The organism is Enterococcus sp. FZMF (assembly GCF_030263915.1).
GTDB lineage: Bacteria > Bacillota > Bacilli > Lactobacillales > Enterococcaceae > Enterococcus_D > Enterococcus_D casseliflavus.
On sequence record NZ_CP127160.1, the window covers coordinates 2426800 to 2448044 of the forward strand.

The 21245-nt window shown below is 41.5% G+C and carries 20 protein-coding genes and 1 tRNA gene; 10 read left to right on the forward strand and 11 right to left on the reverse strand.

Going from position 1 to position 21245, the window contains the following annotated elements; all coding sequences use genetic code 11:
• Positions 1-21: 21 nt before the first annotated feature.
• Positions 22-1155, forward strand: a complete 1134-nt coding sequence (locus tag QN079_RS11850) for a tyrosine-type recombinase/integrase (RefSeq protein WP_154694574.1) — start codon at positions 22-24, stop codon at positions 1153-1155.
• A 142-nt stretch (positions 1156-1297) separates the two neighbouring features.
• Here QN079_RS11850 and QN079_RS11855 read toward each other — a convergent pair.
• Positions 1298-1385, reverse strand: a tRNA-Ser gene (locus QN079_RS11855).
• Positions 1386-1469: 84 nt separating this feature from the next.
• The gene (locus tag QN079_RS11860) at positions 1470-2036 is read right to left on the reverse strand and encodes a TetR/AcrR family transcriptional regulator (RefSeq protein ID WP_010749693.1); all 567 of its coding nucleotides are present in this window, start codon (positions 2034-2036) and stop codon (positions 1470-1472) included.
• A 278-nt stretch (positions 2037-2314) separates the two neighbouring features.
• On the opposite strand from QN079_RS11860, the gene QN079_RS11865 reads away from it, so the two are divergent.
• The 4 genes from QN079_RS11865 to QN079_RS11880 all read left to right on the forward strand — a co-directional run bounded on the left by QN079_RS11865 (position 2315) and on the right by QN079_RS11880 (position 6303).
• Entirely contained in the window at positions 2315-3073 is a 759-nt protein-coding gene (locus QN079_RS11865) for a threonine/serine exporter family protein (RefSeq protein WP_010749694.1), read from the forward strand.
• Positions 3070-3540 carry a threonine/serine exporter family protein gene (locus QN079_RS11870; RefSeq protein WP_016608602.1) on the forward strand — a complete coding sequence of 157 codons (471 nt, stop codon included), beginning with the start codon at positions 3070-3072 and terminating at the stop codon, positions 3538-3540. Before QN079_RS11865 ends, QN079_RS11870 begins: the two co-directional genes overlap by 4 nt.
• A gap of 188 nt (positions 3541-3728) precedes the next feature.
• On the forward strand, positions 3729-4328 hold the full coding sequence (locus tag QN079_RS11875) for a TVP38/TMEM64 family protein (protein WP_005229140.1): 600 nt from the start codon (positions 3729-3731) through the stop codon (positions 4326-4328).
• A gap of 172 nt (positions 4329-4500) precedes the next feature.
• Positions 4501-6303, forward strand: coding sequence for a glycerophosphoryl diester phosphodiesterase membrane domain-containing protein (locus tag QN079_RS11880; protein ID WP_167821556.1), 1803 nt, complete (start codon positions 4501-4503; stop codon positions 6301-6303).
• 61 nt (positions 6304-6364) lie between these two features.
• Here QN079_RS11880 and QN079_RS11885 read toward each other — a convergent pair whose 3' ends face one another.
• From QN079_RS11885 to gdhA, 3 genes are all read right to left on the reverse strand, one after another.
• Entirely contained in the window at positions 6365-6574 is a 210-nt protein-coding gene (locus QN079_RS11885) for a hypothetical protein (protein WP_005229136.1), read from the reverse strand.
• 361 nt (positions 6575-6935) lie between these two features.
• Positions 6936-8282 (reverse strand): glucose-6-phosphate isomerase, encoded by a 1347-nt coding sequence (locus QN079_RS11890; RefSeq protein ID WP_289229814.1) that lies wholly within the window; start codon positions 8280-8282, stop codon positions 6936-6938.
• Positions 8283-8384: 102 nt separating this feature from the next.
• A complete protein-coding gene (gdhA, locus tag QN079_RS11895) occupies positions 8385-9734 on the reverse strand; it encodes an NADP-specific glutamate dehydrogenase (protein WP_010749697.1) in 1350 nt (449 codons plus the stop codon).
• A 160-nt stretch (positions 9735-9894) separates the two neighbouring features.
• Between gdhA and QN079_RS11900 the strand changes: the two genes are divergently transcribed.
• Together QN079_RS11900 and QN079_RS11905 are read left to right on the forward strand one after the other, a co-directional pair.
• Complete coding sequence (locus QN079_RS11900; protein WP_010749698.1) at positions 9895-11157, forward strand: BaiN/RdsA family NAD(P)/FAD-dependent oxidoreductase; 1263 nt, start codon at positions 9895-9897, stop codon at positions 11155-11157.
• Between the two features lie 137 nt (positions 11158-11294).
• Positions 11295-12332: a tagatose 1,6-diphosphate aldolase gene (locus QN079_RS11905; protein WP_015510104.1), complete on the forward strand. Its 1038-nt coding sequence runs from the start codon at positions 11295-11297 to the stop codon at positions 12330-12332.
• 56 nt (positions 12333-12388) lie between these two features.
• On the opposite strand, the gene ybaK is transcribed toward QN079_RS11905, so the two are convergent.
• The 3 genes from ybaK to QN079_RS11920 are packed head-to-tail and all read right to left on the reverse strand — an operon-like array spanning position 12389 to position 14858.
• Positions 12389-12880 carry a Cys-tRNA(Pro) deacylase gene (gene ybaK / locus QN079_RS11910; RefSeq protein ID WP_010749699.1) on the reverse strand — a complete coding sequence of 164 codons (492 nt, stop codon included), beginning with the start codon at positions 12878-12880 and terminating at the stop codon, positions 12389-12391.
• Positions 12881-12930: 50 nt separating this feature from the next.
• Positions 12931-13683, reverse strand: a complete 753-nt coding sequence (gene aroD / locus QN079_RS11915; protein ID WP_005229128.1) for a type I 3-dehydroquinate dehydratase — start codon at positions 13681-13683, stop codon at positions 12931-12933.
• Between the two features lie 5 nt (positions 13684-13688).
• The gene (locus QN079_RS11920) at positions 13689-14858 is read right to left on the reverse strand and encodes a class I SAM-dependent rRNA methyltransferase (protein WP_010749701.1); all 1170 of its coding nucleotides are present in this window, start codon (positions 14856-14858) and stop codon (positions 13689-13691) included.
• A 237-nt stretch (positions 14859-15095) separates the two neighbouring features.
• Here QN079_RS11920 and QN079_RS11925 point away from each other — a divergent pair, with 237 nt between their 5' ends.
• The 3 genes from QN079_RS11925 to QN079_RS11935 all read left to right on the forward strand — a co-directional run bounded on the left by QN079_RS11925 (position 15096) and on the right by QN079_RS11935 (position 18551).
• Complete coding sequence (locus QN079_RS11925) at positions 15096-17180, forward strand: LTA synthase family protein (RefSeq protein WP_289230739.1); 2085 nt, start codon at positions 15096-15098, stop codon at positions 17178-17180.
• Between the two features lie 181 nt (positions 17181-17361).
• Entirely contained in the window at positions 17362-18099 is a 738-nt protein-coding gene (locus tag QN079_RS11930; RefSeq protein ID WP_005229124.1) for a hypothetical protein, read from the forward strand.
• Positions 18078-18551: a hypothetical protein gene (locus QN079_RS11935; RefSeq protein WP_074536007.1), complete on the forward strand. Its 474-nt coding sequence runs from the start codon at positions 18078-18080 to the stop codon at positions 18549-18551. The genes QN079_RS11930 and QN079_RS11935 overlap by 22 nt, the downstream gene beginning before the upstream one ends.
• Positions 18552-18668: 117 nt before the next feature.
• Here QN079_RS11935 and QN079_RS11940 read toward each other — a convergent pair whose 3' ends face one another.
• From QN079_RS11940 to QN079_RS11950, 3 genes are read right to left on the reverse strand one after another with little or no spacing between them, the layout of a single operon-like run.
• Positions 18669-20129, reverse strand: a complete 1461-nt coding sequence (locus QN079_RS11940; protein ID WP_005229120.1) for an ATP-binding protein — start codon at positions 20127-20129, stop codon at positions 18669-18671.
• Entirely contained in the window at positions 20129-20842 is a 714-nt protein-coding gene (locus QN079_RS11945; protein ID WP_010749704.1) for a winged helix-turn-helix domain-containing protein, read from the reverse strand. The genes QN079_RS11940 and QN079_RS11945 overlap by 1 nt, the downstream gene beginning before the upstream one ends.
• On the reverse strand, positions 20823-21173 hold the full coding sequence (locus QN079_RS11950) for an SdpI family protein (protein ID WP_010749705.1): 351 nt from the start codon (positions 21171-21173) through the stop codon (positions 20823-20825). The genes QN079_RS11945 and QN079_RS11950 overlap by 20 nt, the downstream gene beginning before the upstream one ends.
• Between the last annotated feature and the right edge of the window lie 72 nt (positions 21174-21245).

The following is a 21245-nucleotide window of genomic DNA, read 5'->3' on the forward strand; positions in this document are numbered from 1 at the left end:
AAACTAAGGAGTTGAATCAATATGGCTAGTATTCAAAAGAAAGAAAACGGATGGCAGTATCGTGTCTCTTATAAAGATACTGATGGTAAATATAAAACAAAAACAAAAGGAAAATTTGCAACAAAAAAAGAAGCGCATCTAGCTGCTGCTGCTATTGAAAAGAAACTAACTGAAGGATTTAGAATTTCTGATTCTGACCAGGAGTTTTCTGTTTATTTTCGAGAATGGTATGAAGTTTATAGAAAAGGAAAGTTTTCTAAAGCAAATGATGCCGATATAGAAAAGTCTATAAAATTTGCGGAAGCAAATTTCAAAGGAATAAAACTTAAAGATTTGAATAGGAAAATATACCAACAGAAGTTGAATGAATTCGCTAAAACGCGACGAACCTCCACTGTTTCAAAAATTCACATCTATATGAAAGCAGCGATACAAGATGCACTGCAAGAAGGAATTATTTTCAAGGACCCTACTTATAAGGTTTCATCTCGTGGTGGTGTTTCAGATAAATCAGATAGAGATAAATTCCTAAGCTACAATGAAACCAAAAAACTCACAAATTCTTTGATTGATGGTATCAAACCAACATACGTATCCAGATATATGATTCTTTTAGGTATTGCTACAGGAATGCGATATGCGGAAATACTTGGATTGACTTGGAACTGTATAGATTTTGAAGATAAAACTGTTAGGGTTGAGAAGACATGGGACTATGTATACAAACAAGACTTTTCAAATACTAAGAATTACCAATCAATGCGCCTTATTACTGTTGACGACTTCACTCTTGATCTTCTGAAACAATTAAAGAAACATCAACGTGAATATTACTTTGGCAGAATACTAAAGAATGAGAAAAATCTAGTTTTTTTAAATGACGATATGGAGTTAATATCAAACTCTGCAGTAAACAAAACGTTGAAGAAACATCAAAAGAAAATTGGAATAGATCAACCTATAAACTTTCATGGCCTTCGACATACACATGCATCAATACTTATCTATCAAGGTGTTAATCTAAAATACGTTTCCAGACGTTTGGGCCATAAAAAAATTGAAACGACATTAGGTATTTATCAGCATATTCTTGATGAAATGGAACAAAAAGAATCTCAAATTGTTAGCACGACAATGGGTGAGCTATTTGCATGAATCCTTAATCTCGTGCAAAATCGGTGCAAAATAATCTTATTTTCTCTAGTTTTCTTCCACTTTCTTATATATTAAAAAACACAAGAACCCTTGATATATAAGCATTCCTTATATAATCAGGGGTTCTTCTGGTTTCTTCATAAGGAGAGTACAGGATTTGAACCTGCGCGCCGGGATGAACCGGGTCGGCGGATTTCGAGTCCGCTGCATTACCACTCTGCCAACTCTCCATAACAGTTATTTTCGCTAGTTTTATTAAAAATGTCAAGAAAAATCTGCACCCAATAAGTAATGGGATGCAGATTTTTTGTTCTTTAATCGAAGATGTAGCTATCTTTCTTTTCGATTACGCCTTCAATGGTCTCGTTGATGATTTTGATGATCTGGTCATCGGTGGGTGTGATGATACCCGCCGACATTAAGGAAGCCAAACCAGTCACAACGATCCAGGCGCCATTATGTAGTGCATTTACCGCATCTTCTGAAAGATCCGCATATTTTTCTTCTGATTTGATCAAGGATTTGAAATAGGTCGATGAAAAATCATGCATCAATTTCCCACCGCCATAGTCGTCGATAAAAAGGGCGATGTAGAGATTGTGCTGCTCTTGAGCGAAGCGTATATAATTCAGGCCTAAATCAACAAGTTTGTCTCCTGTTCGAACAACTGGAAAAACATTTTCCGATAAATCTTTGAAAACAGCCTCCACCAAGGTATTTTTTAAGTCCTGCATATTTTCGAACTCAAGATAAATCGGTTGAGTAGAAATTCCCATGTGCTTCGCGATATTCCGGGCCGTAAAATTGCCAAAACCTTCTCTATTGATCAGTTCATAAGCGGCCTTCAAAATGTGTTCTCTTGTATAGACCTTCCTTCGCATCAATAAATCCCCCTTTTTATATTTATTTAATTGTAACCGAGATATTCATTTTTTTAAAATAAAACACTCCATCCGTTATCTTATTTCTATTCACTTTGTTCATTAAAAACGAATGTTTACTAATTAAGAGAAGTGCTTCTCCTTTCATGTATCACAAAAAATCCTACGCATTGGCTGCTAGTTATTTTTCAAATCTACTTTTCTTCCTTGTTGAAAACTCGCTGAAATTGTACACTAAGAATGTAGTGCGCAAATTCGATTGAAAAAGGAGTTTGGAAATGGCTGAATCAAAAGAGCTATTATTGGAGACCTGTTTGTTGGCAGGAAAAATCATGATGGAAAACGGCTCGGAAGTCTATCGAGTGGAAGATACAATGAATCGAATTGCAGCAAATGCTGGGGAGCAAGGCAGCATTAGTTATGTAACAGCAACTGGACTTTTTATGGGCTTACGCAGTAGCCACTATGCACAAGTAGAAAATGTTCATGATCGAGTCATCAATCTCGAAAAAATTGTTGCCGTCAACGGATTGTCCCGTGCCTATGCTGAAAAAAAAATCTCGTTAGTGGAACTGCACGAGGCATTAAAAAAGGTCAATCCAACGACACCAAGTTTTCCTTATTGGCTGCAGGTGTTTAGTGCGGGCGTGGTCAGCAGTACTTTAATGATTATTTTCGGCGGTGCTTGGTTTGATTTTCTAGCAACGTTTGTCATTGGCTGTCTGGGATTTTTATGCGCCTATTGGGTCAAAAAAGTCATCGATATCCGCTTTTTGGATATGTTTTGCGCCTCTTTACTGATCGGTACTTTGTCTCTTCTAGCGGTCTCTCTTCATGTCGCACAAAACGTCGATAATTTGATTATCGGTGCCGTCATGCCCTTAGTTCCTGGTGTAGCGATCACCAATTCCTTTCGGGATATTTTGGCAGGCCATCTCATCAGTGGGACTGCTCGGGGAACTGAAGCTATTTTCACAGCTGCCGCGATCGGTGTTGGCATCGCCACGGTCTTCACCTTATTTGGAGGGATCTCATGACGATTTTTATTCACCTTTCCTTTAGCTTTTTAAGCACCGTGACCTTTGGTATCTTGACCAATATTCCTAAAAGAGCCTTAGTTGCAACAGGCATCGCTGGAACGGTTGGCTGGATGATCTATTGGTCATTGAAAACGATTGGCTACGGTCTAGGAAGCGCCAACTTCTTAGCCGCATTTGCCGTCGGTTGCGTCAGCATCTTTTTTTCCCGCAGAAAAAAAATGCCCATGATCATTTTTAACATTCCTAGCCTCGTTCCTCTCGTACCAGGTGGTCCTGCCTACAAAGCCGTTCGAGAATTCGCTTTGGGCGACAACTTTGTCGGCTTTGAAAATCTGATGATCGTTGTCATCACGGCTGGGGCGATCGCTGGAGGCTTCATGATGACGAGTGTGGTTGAAAAGATCGTTAATCGTTGGCAAATGAAGCGAACGAAAAAACATCCCTCAGATAAAAAAATCTCCTAAAACTATTGGTGCGCAGAAACTATAAATTTTTCTTATTTCAGACTTTAGTACAATGTTTTCTTTTCGGACTTCTTTTATAATAAAGGCATACCTTACAAAACTGTTTGACGTTTGTCATTTGTTTTACTGGATTTTTCTGGTCTCACCCCGTATAGTGGGATTATGAAACATAAAGGAGATGAAGTCCTGTGAGCATAGCAACTTCTCGTCGTATCATTAATACGATTTCTATTATTGGCTTAGGTTTATCTATCGCATTAACGATCTATTTTATCAATCTAGGTGTTTTCAAAGACATTAATGCACTGCGAGGTCTAGTTGGAAATTCCGTTATCTTAGGACCAATCGTCTTTATCCTTTTGCAGATCTTGCAAGTAGTGATCCCGATCATTCCCGGTGGTGTCTCCAGCGCTGCAGGTGTCTTGATTTTCGGTCCTTATCTAGGATTCGTTTATAACTATGTAGGAATCAGTATTGGTTCTGTCATTATTTTCCTGCTAGGCCGACGATACGGTAAACCATTCATTTTAAGTATGATCAGTGACAAAACTTACGATAAATATATTGGCTGGTTAGATAACCAAAGCCGATTTGAAAAACTTTTCGCCCTTGCAATCTTTCTACCAGTCGCCCCAGATGATGCCCTTTGTCTAATGGCTGGCTTGACCAACATGACAGTGAAGAAATTTACGTTGATTATTTTGTTGGCAAAACCTGCTTCAATTTTCTTGTACAGCATGGCTTTGATTTATGGTGGAACATTCTTAACTGGTTTGTTAGGCGGATAAGAAAAATAGGTAAGAAAAACGATCAATTCATTGAGCCGAACATGAAGGAGCTGCTTTTCATACAGGGATCTATACCTGTGGCGAATGTGCTTCTGAAACTGTTCGACTCTTTTTTTCCGCCTTTCTAGAATAAATTGGAACTAAAATACTTACTTTTGTTAGGATGACGACCATGAATTATTTAAAAAACAGCTTAGTCAACACTTGGGATTTTTTGAAAGACAGCAACGCCTACTTCCGTGATGTGTTACTGATGCACGGTGCTTTGTTGTTCTTAGTGATCCCAATCTTATCGGCTTCCACCAAGTTCGTCTTAAAACGTGGGGGCTTGCCTTACCTTTCTTTTGATAATATCGGCAGTATCTTTACCGACCACCCAGTCGTGCTGCTCTCATTAACACTGATTTTACTTTTGATTTTATTAGCTGTCTTTTTTGAGTTTACTTTTTTGCTGCTAAGTGTCTATTTTATTAAAAAGAAACAGCCCATCAGCTTGCGGCAATTGTTAAGGATGACTGTTTTGCAGTTGCGTAAATTACGGCCGATGACCTTTTTATTTTTCCTGTTTTACTTCTTACTGATTTTACCGATCGGTGGGTTGAGTTTTAATTCTGATTTACTCGCAAAAATCAAAATTCCCGCATTTATCATGGATTTCATTTTTGCCAACCGTGTCTTGATCATCGGGGCAGTGCTGTTGGTTTATGTTTTGTTGATTTACTTGGGGATTCGCGTGATCTTTGCCTTGCCAGAAATGATATTACGTGATCTGCCCTTTCGAAAAGCGATCAAAGAAAGCCTCCAAGTAACAAAACGCCGTTTTTTTGCCATCGTTGGACAATTTGTCTTTATCGGTGGTAGCATCTTGTTGATTTCGACACTGGGCTTCACTTTGCTGATTACCATTCAGGCGGTGATTGAAGTTGTTACACCGGACTATGCGTTGTATAGTGCTGTTTTTATTATGACTTTCTTGCAATTTATCTTGTTACTGAATGTCATTTTATCGACGGTAGCCATTTTTTACATCATCGTTGATTTCATGGATGATGAAGGCTTTTTACCAGAGATTCCTTCATGGTTCCACCAAGAACCATTGAACCAGCGTCATTTCTTAGGTCTAAAAAGTTCGTTGTTTACCTTGGTAACGGTGCTTTTCGGTGTCGGTGTTAGTCTATATAATATGAACTATCTGACTTCAGCTGCTTCGATCCATCCGGTAACGATCTCCCATCGAGGGGTCAGCGACGGACAAGGAGTCCAAAATTCTCTTGAAGCACTACGCTTTACTAGCGAGAAGTACCAACCAGATTATGTTGAAATGGACGTCCAGCAAACCAGTGATGGTCATTTTATTGTCTATCATGATTTTTCTTACCGTCCGTTGACAGGTGGTCATGGCAAACCAGAGCAATTGCCTTTGAGTTACGCCGAATCACTGACAGTTTCGGAAAACAACCAGACAGCGCGTATTCCAACCTTTGATGAGTACTTGGCACTTGCCAACCAATTGGACCAAAAACTGCTGGTGGAGATCAAAACGCAGCGAAAAGATACCGCGGAACTTGTAAATGCCTTTTTAGCAAGATATCAAGAGGACCTCCTTGCAAATGGTCATATTATGCAAAGTCTCTCCTATACAGTTGTTGAGGAATTAAAGGCGCAGGCGCCTCAATTGATTTCAGGATACATCATGCCTTTCAATGTCGTGGGGCCACCACTGACCAGTGCTGATTTTCTGACGATGGAATACAGTACGATCAACCGCAACTTCATCGCTTCTGCCCGAACCGATGGCAAGGAAGTGTTCGTTTGGACCCCCAATGATGCGGATACTATCAGCCGGATGCGTTTTTACGGGGTGGACGGGATCATTACTGACCAGATGGGGATCTTAAATGAAGAGTTGAGTGTGACGGAAGAAGATATGACTTATTCAGACAAACTATTGAATTTTGTGATCGGCGTTGGCTGATCTCACACGAAGAAAAATGCTGCTCACGGTGTTCCGTTGAGCAGCATTTTTTGCTAGTTGGTTAGGCAACGTTCGTTTGCGTACAAATTTTATTGAAACTGACGATCATCCGACGATTACAAGCTTCTACTTGTGCTTGATCTTCTTCTTCATAACTTGAAACGACGATCAACGCCGTATTTACGTATAGTTTTTCAACCACACCAATCACAGGCTTGCTCGCCCCGACAGGTTGGCAGACATATTTTTCACCAATCGTAATATTCTCCATATCCTCACCTCAACCGTTTTCTTTCTTAAAGATATAATAACAAAAAAGCATCAAATTGAAAACGTTTTATTTCAATTCATCACGCATTTGTCACCAAGAAATGACAGTTTCGTTCGTTGAAACGCACTGGTTTGTTCGTGCCACTTCTTAAAAAGCATTTTATACTAAAGGAAATCAAAAGGAGATGAGTCAAATGCCAATTATTCAAACCTGTATCTTTGGACTATTGTCTGCTGCGTTGCTTTGGGGATTAAAAGAAGACCGCTGATTTATTGGCCCGACGATCTAGTAACACAACAAATACGAAAATAAAACAACGCCTTGAGCCAATCAGACTGGCTCAAGGCGTTTCTTTATCGAATTATAGACGTTCGTTCAATTCTTTTGCAAGATCTTCAAAACCTGGTTTGCCAAGTAAGGCGAACATGTTTTTCTTGTACGCTTCAACCCCTGGTTGGTCAAATGGGTTCACGCCATTTAAGTAGCCAGAGATACCTACAGCGATCTCAAAGAAGTACATGGTGTAACCTAACGTGTATGCATCCATTGTAGGAATTTTTACTAACAGATTTGGTACATCCCCATCTGTATGTGCAAGTAGTGTTCCTTCAAAGGCTTTCGTATTAACAAAATCAACTTCTTTTCCTTCTAAGTAGCCAAGACCATCAAGATCTGCTTCTTGTGTAGGGATCGCAATTGATTTGCGTGGTTTTTCAACTTTAACAACTGTTTCAAAGATATTGCGACGGCCTTCTTGGATGTATTGACCAAGAGAATGCAAGTCTGTCGAGAAGTTTGCACTTGAAGGATAGATCCCTTTTTGGTCTTTTCCTTCAGACTCGCCGAATAATTGTTTCCACCATTCTGAGAAGTATTGCATGCCTGGTTCGTAGTTAATCAGCAATTCGGTTACTTTGCCTTTACGATAAAGGATGTTACGCATTGCTGCATATTGATACGCTTCATTTTTTTCAAGGTCGTCACTTGCGTAAGCATCGCTAGCATCTGCTGCCCCTTGCATCAAGGCATCGATATCCGCTCCGCTGGCAGCGATTGGTAATAAACCAACAGCAGTCAATACAGAGAAACGGCCGCCGACGTCATCTGGAATCACAAAGGTTTCCCAGTTTTCAGCATCTGCTTCAACTTTTACTGCACCTTTCGCTTTATCCGTTGTTGCGTAGATCCGTTTGTTGGCTTCTTCTTTGCCGTATTTTTCAATCAAACGTTCTTTGAAAACACGAAAAGCGATCGCTGGCTCAGTAGTTGTTCCTGATTTTGAGATCACATTCACAGAGAAGTCACGGTCACCGATGATTTCGATCAAATCTGCTAAGTATGTTGAAGAAATCGAATTACCTGCAAAAAAGATTTGTGGTGCTTTGCGTCCTTCATTTGGTAGCAAGTTAAAGAAAGAGTGATTTAAGAAATCAATCGCTGCTTTCGCTCCTAAATAAGATCCGCCGATCCCGATCACGACTAATACTTCAGAATCAGATTGAATTTTTTCAGCCGCTTTTTTGATACGCGCAAATTCATCTTTGTCATAGTTTTTAGGAAGGTCGATCCAACCTAAAAAGTCGCTACCAGCACCTGTTCCTTCGCGTAATTGTTTGTCTGCTGCTGTAACTTGACTTTGCATGTAGCTCAATTCGTATTCGTTCACGAATGGTGCTACTTTCGAATAGTCAAACTTGATGTGTGACATGATTTGTCCTCCTTGAAAAAATAGTTTTTCATACACTACCTACTTTACGTTTTTTTTCAACTTTTTTCAAGTAATTCCTGATAGGTAGCCTGTTGGGTGATTTTAGACAAGTCCTTGAGCAAACATTGCTTTAGCAACTTTTTCAAAGCCTGCGACGTTCGCACCTAACATAAAATTATTTTTTTGATCGAAGGTTTCAGCAGTATCACGGCATGCTTCATAGATCGACTTCATGATATCGTCCAATTTGGCATCGACTTCAGCTTTTTCCCATTGCAGTCGTTGGGAGTTTTGACTCATTTCTAACGCAGAAACGGCTACGCCGCCAGCATTGGCTGCTTTTCCTGGGCAGTAGAAAATTCCTTCTTCAATAAAATATTCTGCTGCTTCTAATGAGCTAGGCATATTCGCGCCTTCAGAAACGACCCGGACACCATTGGCTTTTGCACGTTTGGCTTGTGAGAGATCAATCTCGTTTTGGGTCGCGCAAGGAAAGGCTAATTCCGCTGGTGTATCAAAATCCCAGACAGATGCCCCTTCATGATATTCGGCTGATGGACGTTCCTTGGCGTAAGCCGTCAACCGTTCACGCTTCACTTCTTTGATCTCTTTTAACAAGGCCAGATCAATGCCGTCTTTGTCATAGATAAAACCAGAGGAATCAGAACACGTGACAGGGATCGCACCTAATTCTTGCAATTTCTCAATTGCATAGATCGCAACATTGCCGCTTCCAGAAACGATCGCTTTTTTGCCTGCAAAGGTTTCACCTAGGTCTGTCAATAAATGCTTAACGAAATACACGGCGCCATAACCCGTTGCTTCTGTGCGGTTTTTACTGCCCCAGAAGTCTAATGGCTTACCAGTTAAAATACCAGCATCGTATTGTTTCAATCGTTTGTAGGCACCAAACAAATAGCCGATTTCTCGGCCTCCGACACCAATGTCGCCAGCAGGAACATCTAAGTCAGGTCCGATATGTTTTGACAGCTCCGTCATAAAGCTTTGGCAAAAACGCATCACTTCGGCATCTGATTTGCCTTTTGGATCAAAATCACTTCCGCCTTTGCCGCCGCCGATCGGCAGACCTGTCAAGCTGTTTTTGAAGATTTGCTCAAACGCCAAAAACTTCAAGATACTCAAGTTTACACTTGGGTGAAAACGCAAGCCGCCTTTGTAAGGCCCCATTGCCGAGTTGAATTGAATCCGATAGCCACGGTTTACTTGCCAGTTGCCTTGATCATCTTGCCACGGGACTCTGAATTGGATAAAACGCTCTGGTTCAGTTAAGAGTGCAAGGATATTTGATTCAATATATTCTGGATGCTCCTCTAAAAAGGGAACGATCGTAGGCAAAAATTCGTCAATTGCTTGAAGAAATTCCGGTTGGTGTTGGTCTTTCTCGTGAATCTTCGCTTGAATTTCTTTCACGTAAGCTGAAGCTTTGGTCATAGTGCATTACCTCCTTTAAGATATTTTCTATTTTAAAGAAATTTTCTGAAATTGCACGCTTTTTTTTAGAATTGTCAGAATTTTTTATTATTCGAAAAAAATCGACCAATCCTTTCAGCACTTATAGCCGATGTGTTACAATCCCAAAGAGGTGAAAAGAATGGAAAAAACCTATGATGTCATTGTTGTTGGTGCAGGTACGAGCGGCATGATGGCTGCGATCACTGCTGCCAAACAAGGTGCGCGGGTGTTATTAATCGAAAAAAACAAAAAAATCGGCAAGAAATTATTGATGACTGGCGGCGGACGCTGCAATGTAACCAATAATCGGCCGGTAGATGATTTAGTTGCTCATATTCCAGGAAACGGCAAGTTTTTGTATAGCACGTTTTCTCAATTCAATAATTATGATGTAATGGCGTTTTTCGCAGACTTAGGTGTCGTCTTAAAAGAAGAAGACCACGGACGGATGTTCCCTGTGACGAACAAATCAAAAACCATCGTCGAAGCGTTGCTTCAAGCAATCAACGATCATCACGTCACCCTATTGACGAACACAGTCGTCACAAAGCTGATCCATGACGGCAGTCAAATTCGCGGCGTGCGAACCGAAACCGATGAGTTCTCTGCCCCTAGTGTGATTTTGACGACAGGTGGCCGCACCTATCCTTCCACGGGCGCAACGGGGGACGGCTATAAGATGGCAAAAAAAGTCGGCCATACCATTACGCCACTTTATCCAACCGAATCGCCGCTTGTTTCAGAAGACTCCTTTATTCAAGAGCGGACGTTGCAAGGCATTTCCTTGCAAGACATCACGTTGAGTGTCTTGGATCAAAAAGGAAAGCCCATCGTCGCCCATACCATGGATCTTTTGTTTACCCACTTTGGGTTATCTGGTCCAGCTGCTTTGCGCTGTTCCTCTTTTGTGAACCAAGAATTGAAAAAGCAACAACCCGTGACGGTTGTTCTGGATTGTCTGCCAGCAAAATCCCATGAAGCCTTGACCCAGGAATTGATTCAGTCTGCAGCTTCGAAGAAACAATTGCCGAATGCTTTAGCTGGCTTTTTGCCTGAGCGCTTGATGACCTTCTTTTTGCAGCAGCTAGACCTGCATGAGCTGGTTGCTGAAAAAGCCTCACCAGAACAGTTGGCTGCGCTCGCTTCCTTGATCAAAGGCTTTTCAGTCACTATCGTTCGCACGTTCCCGTTAGAAAAGTCTTTCGTGACTGGTGGCGGGGTCCATCTGAAAGAAATCAATCCAAAAACCATGGAGAGCAAGAAAATCAACGGCTTGTATTTTGCTGGTGAATTATTGGATATCAATGGGTATACAGGTGGTTTCAACATTACAGCAGCGTTTTGTACTGGACATGTTTCAGGGAAAAACGCAGCAGAAACAGCTAGTTATTTCAGTTATTGATCGATGACCCAGGTGTTGGCAGCAATATCCTTGCCGTTGCTACCAACACCTGGGTCTCTTCTCTTTTTGCTTATTAGTTGGGTTTTTCTCAAAGTAGGCGTAGACTAAAGATAGCAAGATCGAGGGAGGTTTTTTTAATGAAACGAATTTCAAGAGGTAAATTTGAACGAATGCAAAAACTTTCAAATGAGGATGGTGTGATTGCCGCACTAGCGATCGACCAACGTGGTTCCATGAAAAAAATGATGAAGGCGGCAACTGGACCGGATGACTTTACGATGGAACACATCTATGAATTCAAGCAGTTGGTTTCCCAAGAATTGACCAAATATGTCAGCAGTATTTTGTTAGACGAGGAATATGGCTTCTTAGGGATCGAAGCAAAGAATCCCAACGCTGGATTGATCCTTTCCTATGAAAAAACAGGGTATGATGTCAATACGCCGGGTCGTTTACCAGAAATTCTACCCAATGAATCGCTGCAGCGCTTAGTGAAAAAAGGGGCAGATGCTGCGAAAGTCTTGGTTTATTATAATCCAGATGAACCGCAAGAGATTTTAGATACCAAACATGCGTTTTTAGAACGTTTAGGTACGGAGGCACAAGCGGCCGATATTCCGTTATTTGTAGAGCCAATCGTTTACGACGATGAGATCACAGATGACAAATCACCTGCTTTTGCCAAGATCAAACCGAACAAGGTCATCCGAACCATTCAGGAACTAACGAAAGATCACTACCATATCGATATTTTGAAAGTCGAAGTACCGGTTCAGTTCGACTTAGTTGAAGGTTTCCAAAAAGAAGGCTTAGAGGCCGTCTATACGCAAGAAGAAGCCGCCAATTACTTCAAAGAAGCTAGTGACGCTGCGACGCGACCATTTATCTATTTGAGTGCGGGTGTCCCAGCGAATGTCTTTCGCGATGAATTGACCTTTGCTGGTCAACACGGTGCTAAATTCTCAGGGATCTTAGGTGGACGAGCAACTTGGCGCGATAGCGTGGAAATCTATGGGAAGCAAGGCGCCAAAGCATTACTGGAATGGCTGGACACCCAAGGGAAAGAAAATGTTGAAGAATTAAACGCCATTCTAAAACAATATGCCACTCCGTGGTTTGACTTTTATGGTGGTTTAGAAAATATTGAGGTTTTCGATATTGAAGTAATGGAATAAAATAGTACAAAATAATCCCCGTGAACGGCATTTCAAGATGGTTCACGGGGATTTTTTTATTCGTGTTCAGGTGCCAACAAATCGGCAAAGACCGCCCTAGTCAATTGTTGCAACGCTTGTGGGGCAAGCCCCATCTGCAACCCGCGCTTTCCTGCAGAAACCACGATTTCTTCCAGTGTCTCTGCCTTATGATCAATATAAGTAGGAAAGAGCTTTTTCATCCCGATCGGCGAACAGCCGCCGCGAATATAGCCAGTCGTTTCTTCTAAATCTCTCAGATGCAGCATCTCTACTTTTTTGTTTCCACTGACTTTGGCTAACTTTTTCAGATCCACTTCTCTGTTTCCAGGAATCACAGCCACCAGCGGACCTGTTTTGTTGCCCACTGCCACCAGTGTTTTGTAGATGGCTTGCGGGCGTGCTAGTTGCACAGCGACGGATTGCGCATCGAGATGGTCTTCCGACCACTCATAGGTGTATTCGTTATAAGCGATTTTCTGTTGTTCTACTTGACGGATCGCATTGGTTTTTTGTTTCTTCTTCGCCATTTTATCCCTCTTTTGTTTTGGTTTCTTTTAAGAGAAGGCCTTGGCTGGTCTTACTCATTGAGTGAAAATTCTTGTAAGTAGTTGGTCATTCGTTCGATCGGTATTTGTCCAGGTGCTGAAGCACCTTGCAACGAAGCAAAAGTAAAGACCGAACCAGTCAATGCCCCACTAACCCGGCTGATTTTCCCCAGCTCCCCCATTGACATGATCGCCAACGGCAGTTGGTTGAAGCCACGCGCTTTAGTAATGATCCCCATCAAACGTAAAACATCTTGGACTTGCTTGGGCATCATCGCTAACTTGCCAACATCGGCACCAAATTGATTCATTACGCCGATCTTTAAAATCAACACAGCATCTTCTGGCGTTTTCTCAAAATCATGATTGCTCAATATCAGCTTTACCTGTGCCTTTTTGATTTCTTGAATAAAGGCTCGACCTAAAAATTCAGCTTTCTCTAATTCGACATCGATCCAATCGATCAAGCCTGAATCAGCAGCAGCTAAACACAATTCTTTGTACTGGGTCAATGTGAACGCCCGCTCGCCCCCTTCTTCCAAGGTTCGAAAAGTGAAGAGCAGCTCTTTGTGCTTTAATGTCGTGCGAATATGTGATAACGCATCTAAGACCGCTTGCTGGTCTTCGACATGTTTGTAATGATCAACACGCCATTCGACGATCTGTGCCTCTGATTCCTCAGCAGCAATGGCTTGTTTCAAGATCTCTTCATTGGTTTTCCCAATCAATGGCACACAAATCAACGGTGTTTTCCCGTCTAACGTTACTGGTTTTGATCGGCTCATCTACTTCACTCCTTTTTCATTTGATAAAAGAATACTTTCAGATAGTTCCCTTCGGAAAAATGCTTATCTACCGCAAAATCAGCTGGTAGACGATAACTTTGAATACATTCATAAGCAACGTGTGCTTTCTCTAAGGATGCTTCAATCATTTCTTGAAACTTCCTCGGTGAAAGATTGGCCGCATTCGTTGAGGCGATCAACAAGCCATCAGGCGCTAAAATCGCCAAACTATCAGTGACTAAGTCGCCATAATTTTTCGCAACCGAGAAAACCTTTTTCTTGTTGCGGGCAAAACTCGGCGGATCTAAAACGATCACATCAAAGCGCAAGTCTTTTTTGCTGGCATAATTGAAGTAATTGAAAACATCCATGACATGGATACGCTGGGTATCTGGATCAATGCCGTTGACTGCAAATTGTTCGCGGGTCTTTTCTAGACTGCGTTTTGCCAAATCGACGCTCGTTGTTTGAGCAGCGCCACCGACAGCAGCAGCGACAGAAAACGCCCCCGTATAACTGAACATATTTAAAACCGTCTTGCCAGCTGCCAAGCCATCAACAAGTTGCCCACGAACTTCTTTTTGATCCAAAAAGATGCCCGTCATTAGTCCTTCGTTCAAATACGTCGCGTACGTGACGCCATTTTCCTTCACCAGTAAGGGTTCAGGTGCCGTTTTTCCATAGACCCATGCTGATTCAGGCAGTTCAGACGTAAAGCGGATTTTTTCATAAGCCCCTTTGATCTCGGGAAAGATTTGACGAAAAGCCGCCACGATCGCTTTTTTATGTTGATAAAGGGTGGCATTGTACCAAGAAAAAACAACATACTCGCCATACAAATCTACGGTAAGTCCCCCCAATTGATCCCCCTCGCCATTAAACAGACGAAAGGCATCTGTCAGGTCATCTTGATAGTAAGCAATGCGTTTGCCTTTTGCTTTCGCAAAGCGTTGCGCAAAGAATGCTTGGTCGATCACTGTTTCTTCAAAGGATACGACCCATCCGATCCCTTTATTTTGTTCCCCAAGATAGCCGACACCTAAGAAATGGTTGGCCTGATCAATAAAGGTGACCCACTCCTTCGTCTCGATTGCTTGTTGAAGATCTTCTCGTTGGATCAACGGATTCTTTTTGCGAAGCTTCGCTGATCCTTGCTTCGTTAGTTTTATTTTCATGTTCATCTGCTCCATTCATTCTCCTTTTTAGTATAGCAAAAAGCGACTGTATTGTCTGTATCCTTGAAAGTAAAGAAATACTTAATTCCGCGTCATGACAAGGAATTCATTTGACACGTCTTTCACAGCCTAGTAAAATGTACTGTGATGTAAAATCGTAATTTACCGGTTATACTGGAAAAAGAGAGGACGATTCCTTTGAAAAAAAATAAAGTATCCAACTTTGTGAATACAAGAATGGGCTTTTTTTTCCTATTAGCCCTATTATTTTGGCTAAAAAATATCTTTGCCTATATGGTGGACTTCCACCTAGGTATTGAAAGCAGCATTCAGTACTTCATCTTATTCATCAATCCGATCGCAACGACTTTGTTGCTGCTGTCGATCGCATTGTACGTAAGAAGAACCAAAGCAGCTTATATCACGATGCTTGTGATTTATTTCTTGATGATTCTGCTGTTGTTCTCTAATGTTTCGTACTATCGAGAATTCACTGACTTTATCACCATCAATACGATGCTCGGTGTAGGAAAAGTAGCAAGTGGTCTAGGAGAAAGCGCGATTCGCTTGTTCCGTCCCTACGATGTGTTGTATTTCATTGACTTTATCGTGCTGATTGCAGCCTTTTCAATGAAAAAAATCAAAATGGACACTCGTCCTGTTCGGGCGCGGATGGCTTTTGCGATTTCAACCTTAGCTGTCATGGTCTTTTCTGCCAATCTTTTCTTAGCAGAAGCGGACCGTCCTGAATTGCTTACTCGAACGTTTTCTCGTGACTATTTAGTGAAATACCTTGGGATCAACGCCTTTACGGTTTATGATGGCGTGCAAACCTATCAAGCTTCGCAAGTACGTGCCGAAGCAAGTCCCAACGACATGAACGAAGTAGAAAGCTATGTCAGAGAACATTACGCGGAACCGAATGACGATCTGTTCGGTATCGCAAAAGGCAAGAACGTCATTTATATTCACTTAGAAAGTGTTCAGCAATTCTTGATCGATTATAAATTAAAAGATGAAGATGGTGTTGAACATGAAGTGATGCCATTTATCAATAGTTTGTATCATAGCGATAGCACCTTTAGTTTCGATAACTTCTTCCATCAAGTAAAAGCTGGGAAGACCAGTGATGCGGAAACGTTATTCGAAAATTCCTTGTTCGGATTGAATCAGGGGGCATTATTCACTCAACTGGGTGGAAAAAATACCTTTGAGGCAGCGCCAGATATTTTAGGTCAAACCCAAGGCTATACCAGTGCGGTTTTCCACGGAAATACGGGTACCTTCTGGAACCGAAATGAAACCTACAAACGGTTTGGCTATGATTATTTCTTCGACGCATCGTATTATGATGTCAATGATGAAAATTCATTCCAATACGGTTTACATGACAAACCGTTCTTTGAACAATCGGTACAATACTTAGAACGCCTGCAACAACCGTTCTATTCAAAATTCATTGCAGTTTCTAACCACTACCCATATTCTGAATTTACCAATGAAGAAGGCGGCTTCCCGCTAGCAAACACTTCGGATCAAACGATCAACGGGTATTTCGCAACCGCGAATTATTTAGATAAAGCCGTAGAAGAGTTCTTTAATTACTTGAAAGAAAGCGGCTTGTACGAAAACTCAGTCATCGTTTTATATGGTGACCATTACGGAATTTCCAATTCTCGGAACCGCAACTTAGCAGAATTGCTTGGAAAAACAAGTTCGACTTGGACAAACTTTGACAATGCTTCATTGCAACGTGTCCCTTATATGATCCATATTCCAGGACAATCAAACGGCGGCATCAATCATACGTATGGTGGCCAAGTTGATGCGTTGCCAACCCTCTTGCACTTACTCGGTGTAGATACATCGAACTATATTCAATTGGGACAAGATTTATTCTCTGATCAAAATGAACAACTGGTTGCCTTCCGCGATGGCGACTTTGTGACACCAGACTACACTTACTATAGCAGTACATTGTATGACAATCGTACCGGCATGCCGATCAACGATCCATCCGATGAACTGCAAGCGAAAGTCGATGAGTGGAAAGCCAAAGTTGACAAACAGCTGTCGGTTTCTGATCAGATCAACAATGGTGATCTCTTACGTTTCTATGCGAAGAGCGGTTTAGAAGAAGTCGATCCTTCGACCTATAATTACAAAGACGCCCTTCAGCAAATGATGGATATCGAAAAGAATCTAGGCAGTGATTCAACCAGCGCCTTTTCTCAAAACGGCAATCAATCGACCGTCGATCTGTACCAAACAAAAACCTTCCAAGAATACCAGCAGATGACGGAACAAGATAGCGAAGAATAACCTATAAGTACTACAAGATCGATCCAGCAAGGCGGATGCTTTGCTGGATTTTTTTCGGCTGTTTTGTTCGTAAAAACCCGATTTTTTCTATTGCTTTTTTAGCTTCGATATTTTACTACAAGAACTTCATACTTTATTCAAACTCCCCTTTTATACTATGAAATAGGATGAGGTGAACTAGATGAAAACTATACATTTTGCGATTGCCAGCATATTTTATCATAAAAAAGCAATGGTGCTTTATACGCTTGTATCCTTCTTTGCCGTGATTGGCTTGATCGTGACCTTCGCCTTGATCTACTCAATGGATCAAGTGATTGCTCAAACCAGAGATCTCTTAACAACAGAAGATTTGCAAACGAAAGTAGCGGAAGAGATCCAACCAGTCACGACGATCTATCATCAACTGTTCTATTTGATTTTTAGTGCCTTTACACTGGTCTTTATCGGCTTTCAAGTTTATTACCAATTATCGAAACGCTCAGAGTACACTGCCTGGTTAGCAAGCGGTGCCACCACCAGACAATGGGTGGCGATGCAGTTGCTTGAAATGCTCTTGCCGCTTTTAGCAGCTGCCGTGATCGCCTTTGTGTTGTTGCTGCTCTTCCAGCCTTATTTCCAGCGAGAATTGCTTAGCGGGCATATCATCGCTCTTGATCGTGAGCGTGCTTCGGATCACTTTTGGGAGGCTGTTCAAAGTCTTCCCGGTCAAGAATTCGCCATTACGATCCCGCAAAACAGTCAAATTCTTGTTCAAAATGTTGACTTGAACAGCACCACTTGGCTGGCTATTTTATTTGAAAGTACGCGCCACACACTTATCGTATTGCTTGCTGCTGTTACCAGCTTTACTGGTCTGATTGCTAGCGGACATAGTCTGTATTGGAGGAAAAAACAATGGAAAAACCAACTCAGCTAACAAAATCAATTGGTTTCTTTTATGTTGCGAAAGACAATGAAACAAAAACATCTGAATTAAGTTTGCTGCTTTCACAAAAAAAAGCAATCTTGATTCGCGCACAGTGGCCCTCCGTCCCCTTTTTATCGGTCATGGACAATGTATCTCTTGCAAATAAAAAAGGGGGCGATTTAGAGGAAGTGCTGCCTTATGTACAGCTTCCCTTATCGGCTTTGAAAAAAGATCGAACAGAGTTAACACCCTTTGAGGAGCTCAAAATTCAACTGCTCTTAGCTTTACTTTCAGAAAGAGAAACCCTTTTAATCGAAAATGTCTTGAGCACATTAACAACGAAAGAGGTTCAAACCCTGCTGCCCTTGTGTCAAGAAATCGCCGAACAATTTGCTGTTGCCATCTATTTGATTCATGAAGACGAATGCTTTGCCCATACCCCTTATACTACTTATCTATAGTTTACATAGCCCCCAAACAAGAAGGCTTGCTTGCAAAAGCAGGTCTTTTTGTTTGGGCTGCTGCCACTGAACCGCAAAAAAAATCGACCGGCTAAGCGAATTGCTGCCGGTCGATTGCTATTCTTCATTTAAGTCGATATCAGGAAAAGAAATTTTAAAGGTCGTGCCTTTGCCAAGTTCACTTTCTACACTGATTTTTCCTTTGTGTAGGCGTACGAGCTGTTCAACGATCGATAGACCCAAACCTGATTCACCAAATTGACGGTTTTTACGAGAAGGATCGACTTTGTAATAACGATCCCAAATATTCTTGACTTGTTCTTCAGACATGCCGATTCCCGTATCACTGATCTCAATGATCGTTTCCAAGTAGCCTTTTTCGATTCGAACCCGAATTTCTCCATCTTCCGTAAACTGGATCGCATTTTGTAAAATATTGACCATGATTTGGACGAAACGATCGTAGTCGGCATAGACGTCAATTGGCTCTGTTGTTTCTAAAATCAACACATCTTTGGCGATTTCTGCCTTGCTCTCAAGTTGCGTCAGCAGATTTTTGATGGTTTGCGTTGCATCGAATTTTTTGATGACCATCGAGATTTGATTGGTTCGGATTTTCTCGTAGTCAAGGTTTTCGTTGACTAATCGAATCAAGCGATTGGTTTCATTTTTCATCAAACGGATCGCATTGTCCTTTTGATTCTCAGGAATCGCGTTGTACTCTAACCCTTCCAATAAGCCATTGATGGTCGTCAAAGGCGTACGCATCTCATGCGAAGCATCTGCCATAAATTGTCGACGACGTTCTTCTTGTCGTTCAATTTCCTCTTGCGACTCTTTTAAGGATTTCGTCATTAAATTAAAATCTTCGGCTAACTCATCAAATTCATCCCGATTATGCACTGGCAAGAAGATATCAAAATTGCCATTGGTGATCTCCTTGGTTGCTCGTTTCATACGATTGATCCGCCTTACTTGGAACGTAGCAAATAGGTAACTGATCAATAAAGAAACGACGATCGAGATCAAACATACTTTAAACAAGTTTTGGTTAAAAGCACTGACAAGATTCAAGATGCTGCTTGCCGATTGCGAAACCACCATCACCCCGTAAAAATCCGTTCGATTGACAGAAAAAGGAATCAAAACATAGGAAGTCAGTTCTTTTTCCCCATATAGATTCGTAGGCGACGTCAGTTGCAGACGCGCCCCGTTTTCTAAGGATTGCCAGTCTTTTTCAGAAATTGGAAAATCCACCGCACGAGTCGTATCTAATGGATAAATGATGTCATCGGGGCTTTTAAAGAAAGCAAAAGAAATGTCTTGGTTGCTCAAAATATTTTCAGCCAAATGCAGAGAATATTGCAGATAGCCATCTCGCGTCATATTTTGCTGCAAATATTCTGAATCGCTGATTTGCGAAATCGTCGCGACCGACGAAGCATACCCCATTAACTGCTCATAATTTCGTTCTTGTAACGTTTGGCGCGTCATTTGTGTAAACGCAATACCAATCGTCATCAAAATCACGAAGATCACAACAAAAAACGCAATCAGCTGTTGATACAAGTAGCGCATTAAGCAGCACCTGCATCGTCAAATTTATACCCCACACCCCAGACGGTTTGAATGATCTGAGGTCCCACTTTTTCTATTTTTTGTCTTAGTTTTTTGATGTGCGCATCAACCGTCCGTTCATCACCAAAATATTGGTAATCCCAAACTAGTTCTAACAATTGCTCTCGTGAAAAGACTTGCCGCGGTTTTTTCGCTAACGTATAAAGCAAATCAAATTCCTTCGGCGTCAACCCATCGATGGGTTTGCCATTTAAATAGGCTTCCCGTGTTTTTGTGTTCATTTTGAAATGATCGGTCACAACATCAAAAGTTGCATCGGAAGCTTCAGGCGTTGTTTTTTCAACCAATTCACTGCGGCGGTGTAAGGCTTTGATCCGCGCGATCAAGGTCAGTGGACTAAATGGTTTCGTCACATAGTCATCTGCCCCCATCTCCAACCCGATGACTTGATCGCTTTCTGAATCACGGGCCGTCAACATAATAATAGGTACTGTACTGGAGATTTTGCGAATTTCGCGCGCCACCATCATGCCATCCATGGAAGGAAGGTTCAAGTCAAGGGTGATCATGTCCCATTTGTCTGGTTCAGCAGCAAAGGCTTCCAGCCCTTCTTTGCCATCGTACTTAAAAGCCGCTTCCCATCCTTCATTCAAGAAAAACATTTGCATCATTTCAGAAACAGATTCGTTGTCTTCAATCATTAATATATTCATTTTCTTCACCTCTATGTTCTTTATCAAATCGTTGCAGATTCTCTTCGATCAGGCCAAAGATCGGCACGATGAACCAAGGGATCGCGATCATTTCAACTAGGAAAAAATTGGTCCATTCTTGCCATTTCAAGACAAACCCAATGAGCGCCATGATTCCGCCAAAAAGCAGAAAATAACGGGCGCATAGTTTCTGAGCATGCCGCCAGTTGCGTTCATTTTGTTTTGCTAAATAGGAACGGTAGCCATAAATAAGGTTCATTTTTTTTGATGGAAAAAGAAAAAAAGTGAGACCAATCAAGAAAAAAATGATGCCAATTACTAAAAAAATCATCGTTTCACTCCATTCTTCCTATAGTATACTCGAATTTCTTTCTTCTACCAACAACTTCACCGATTATTCATA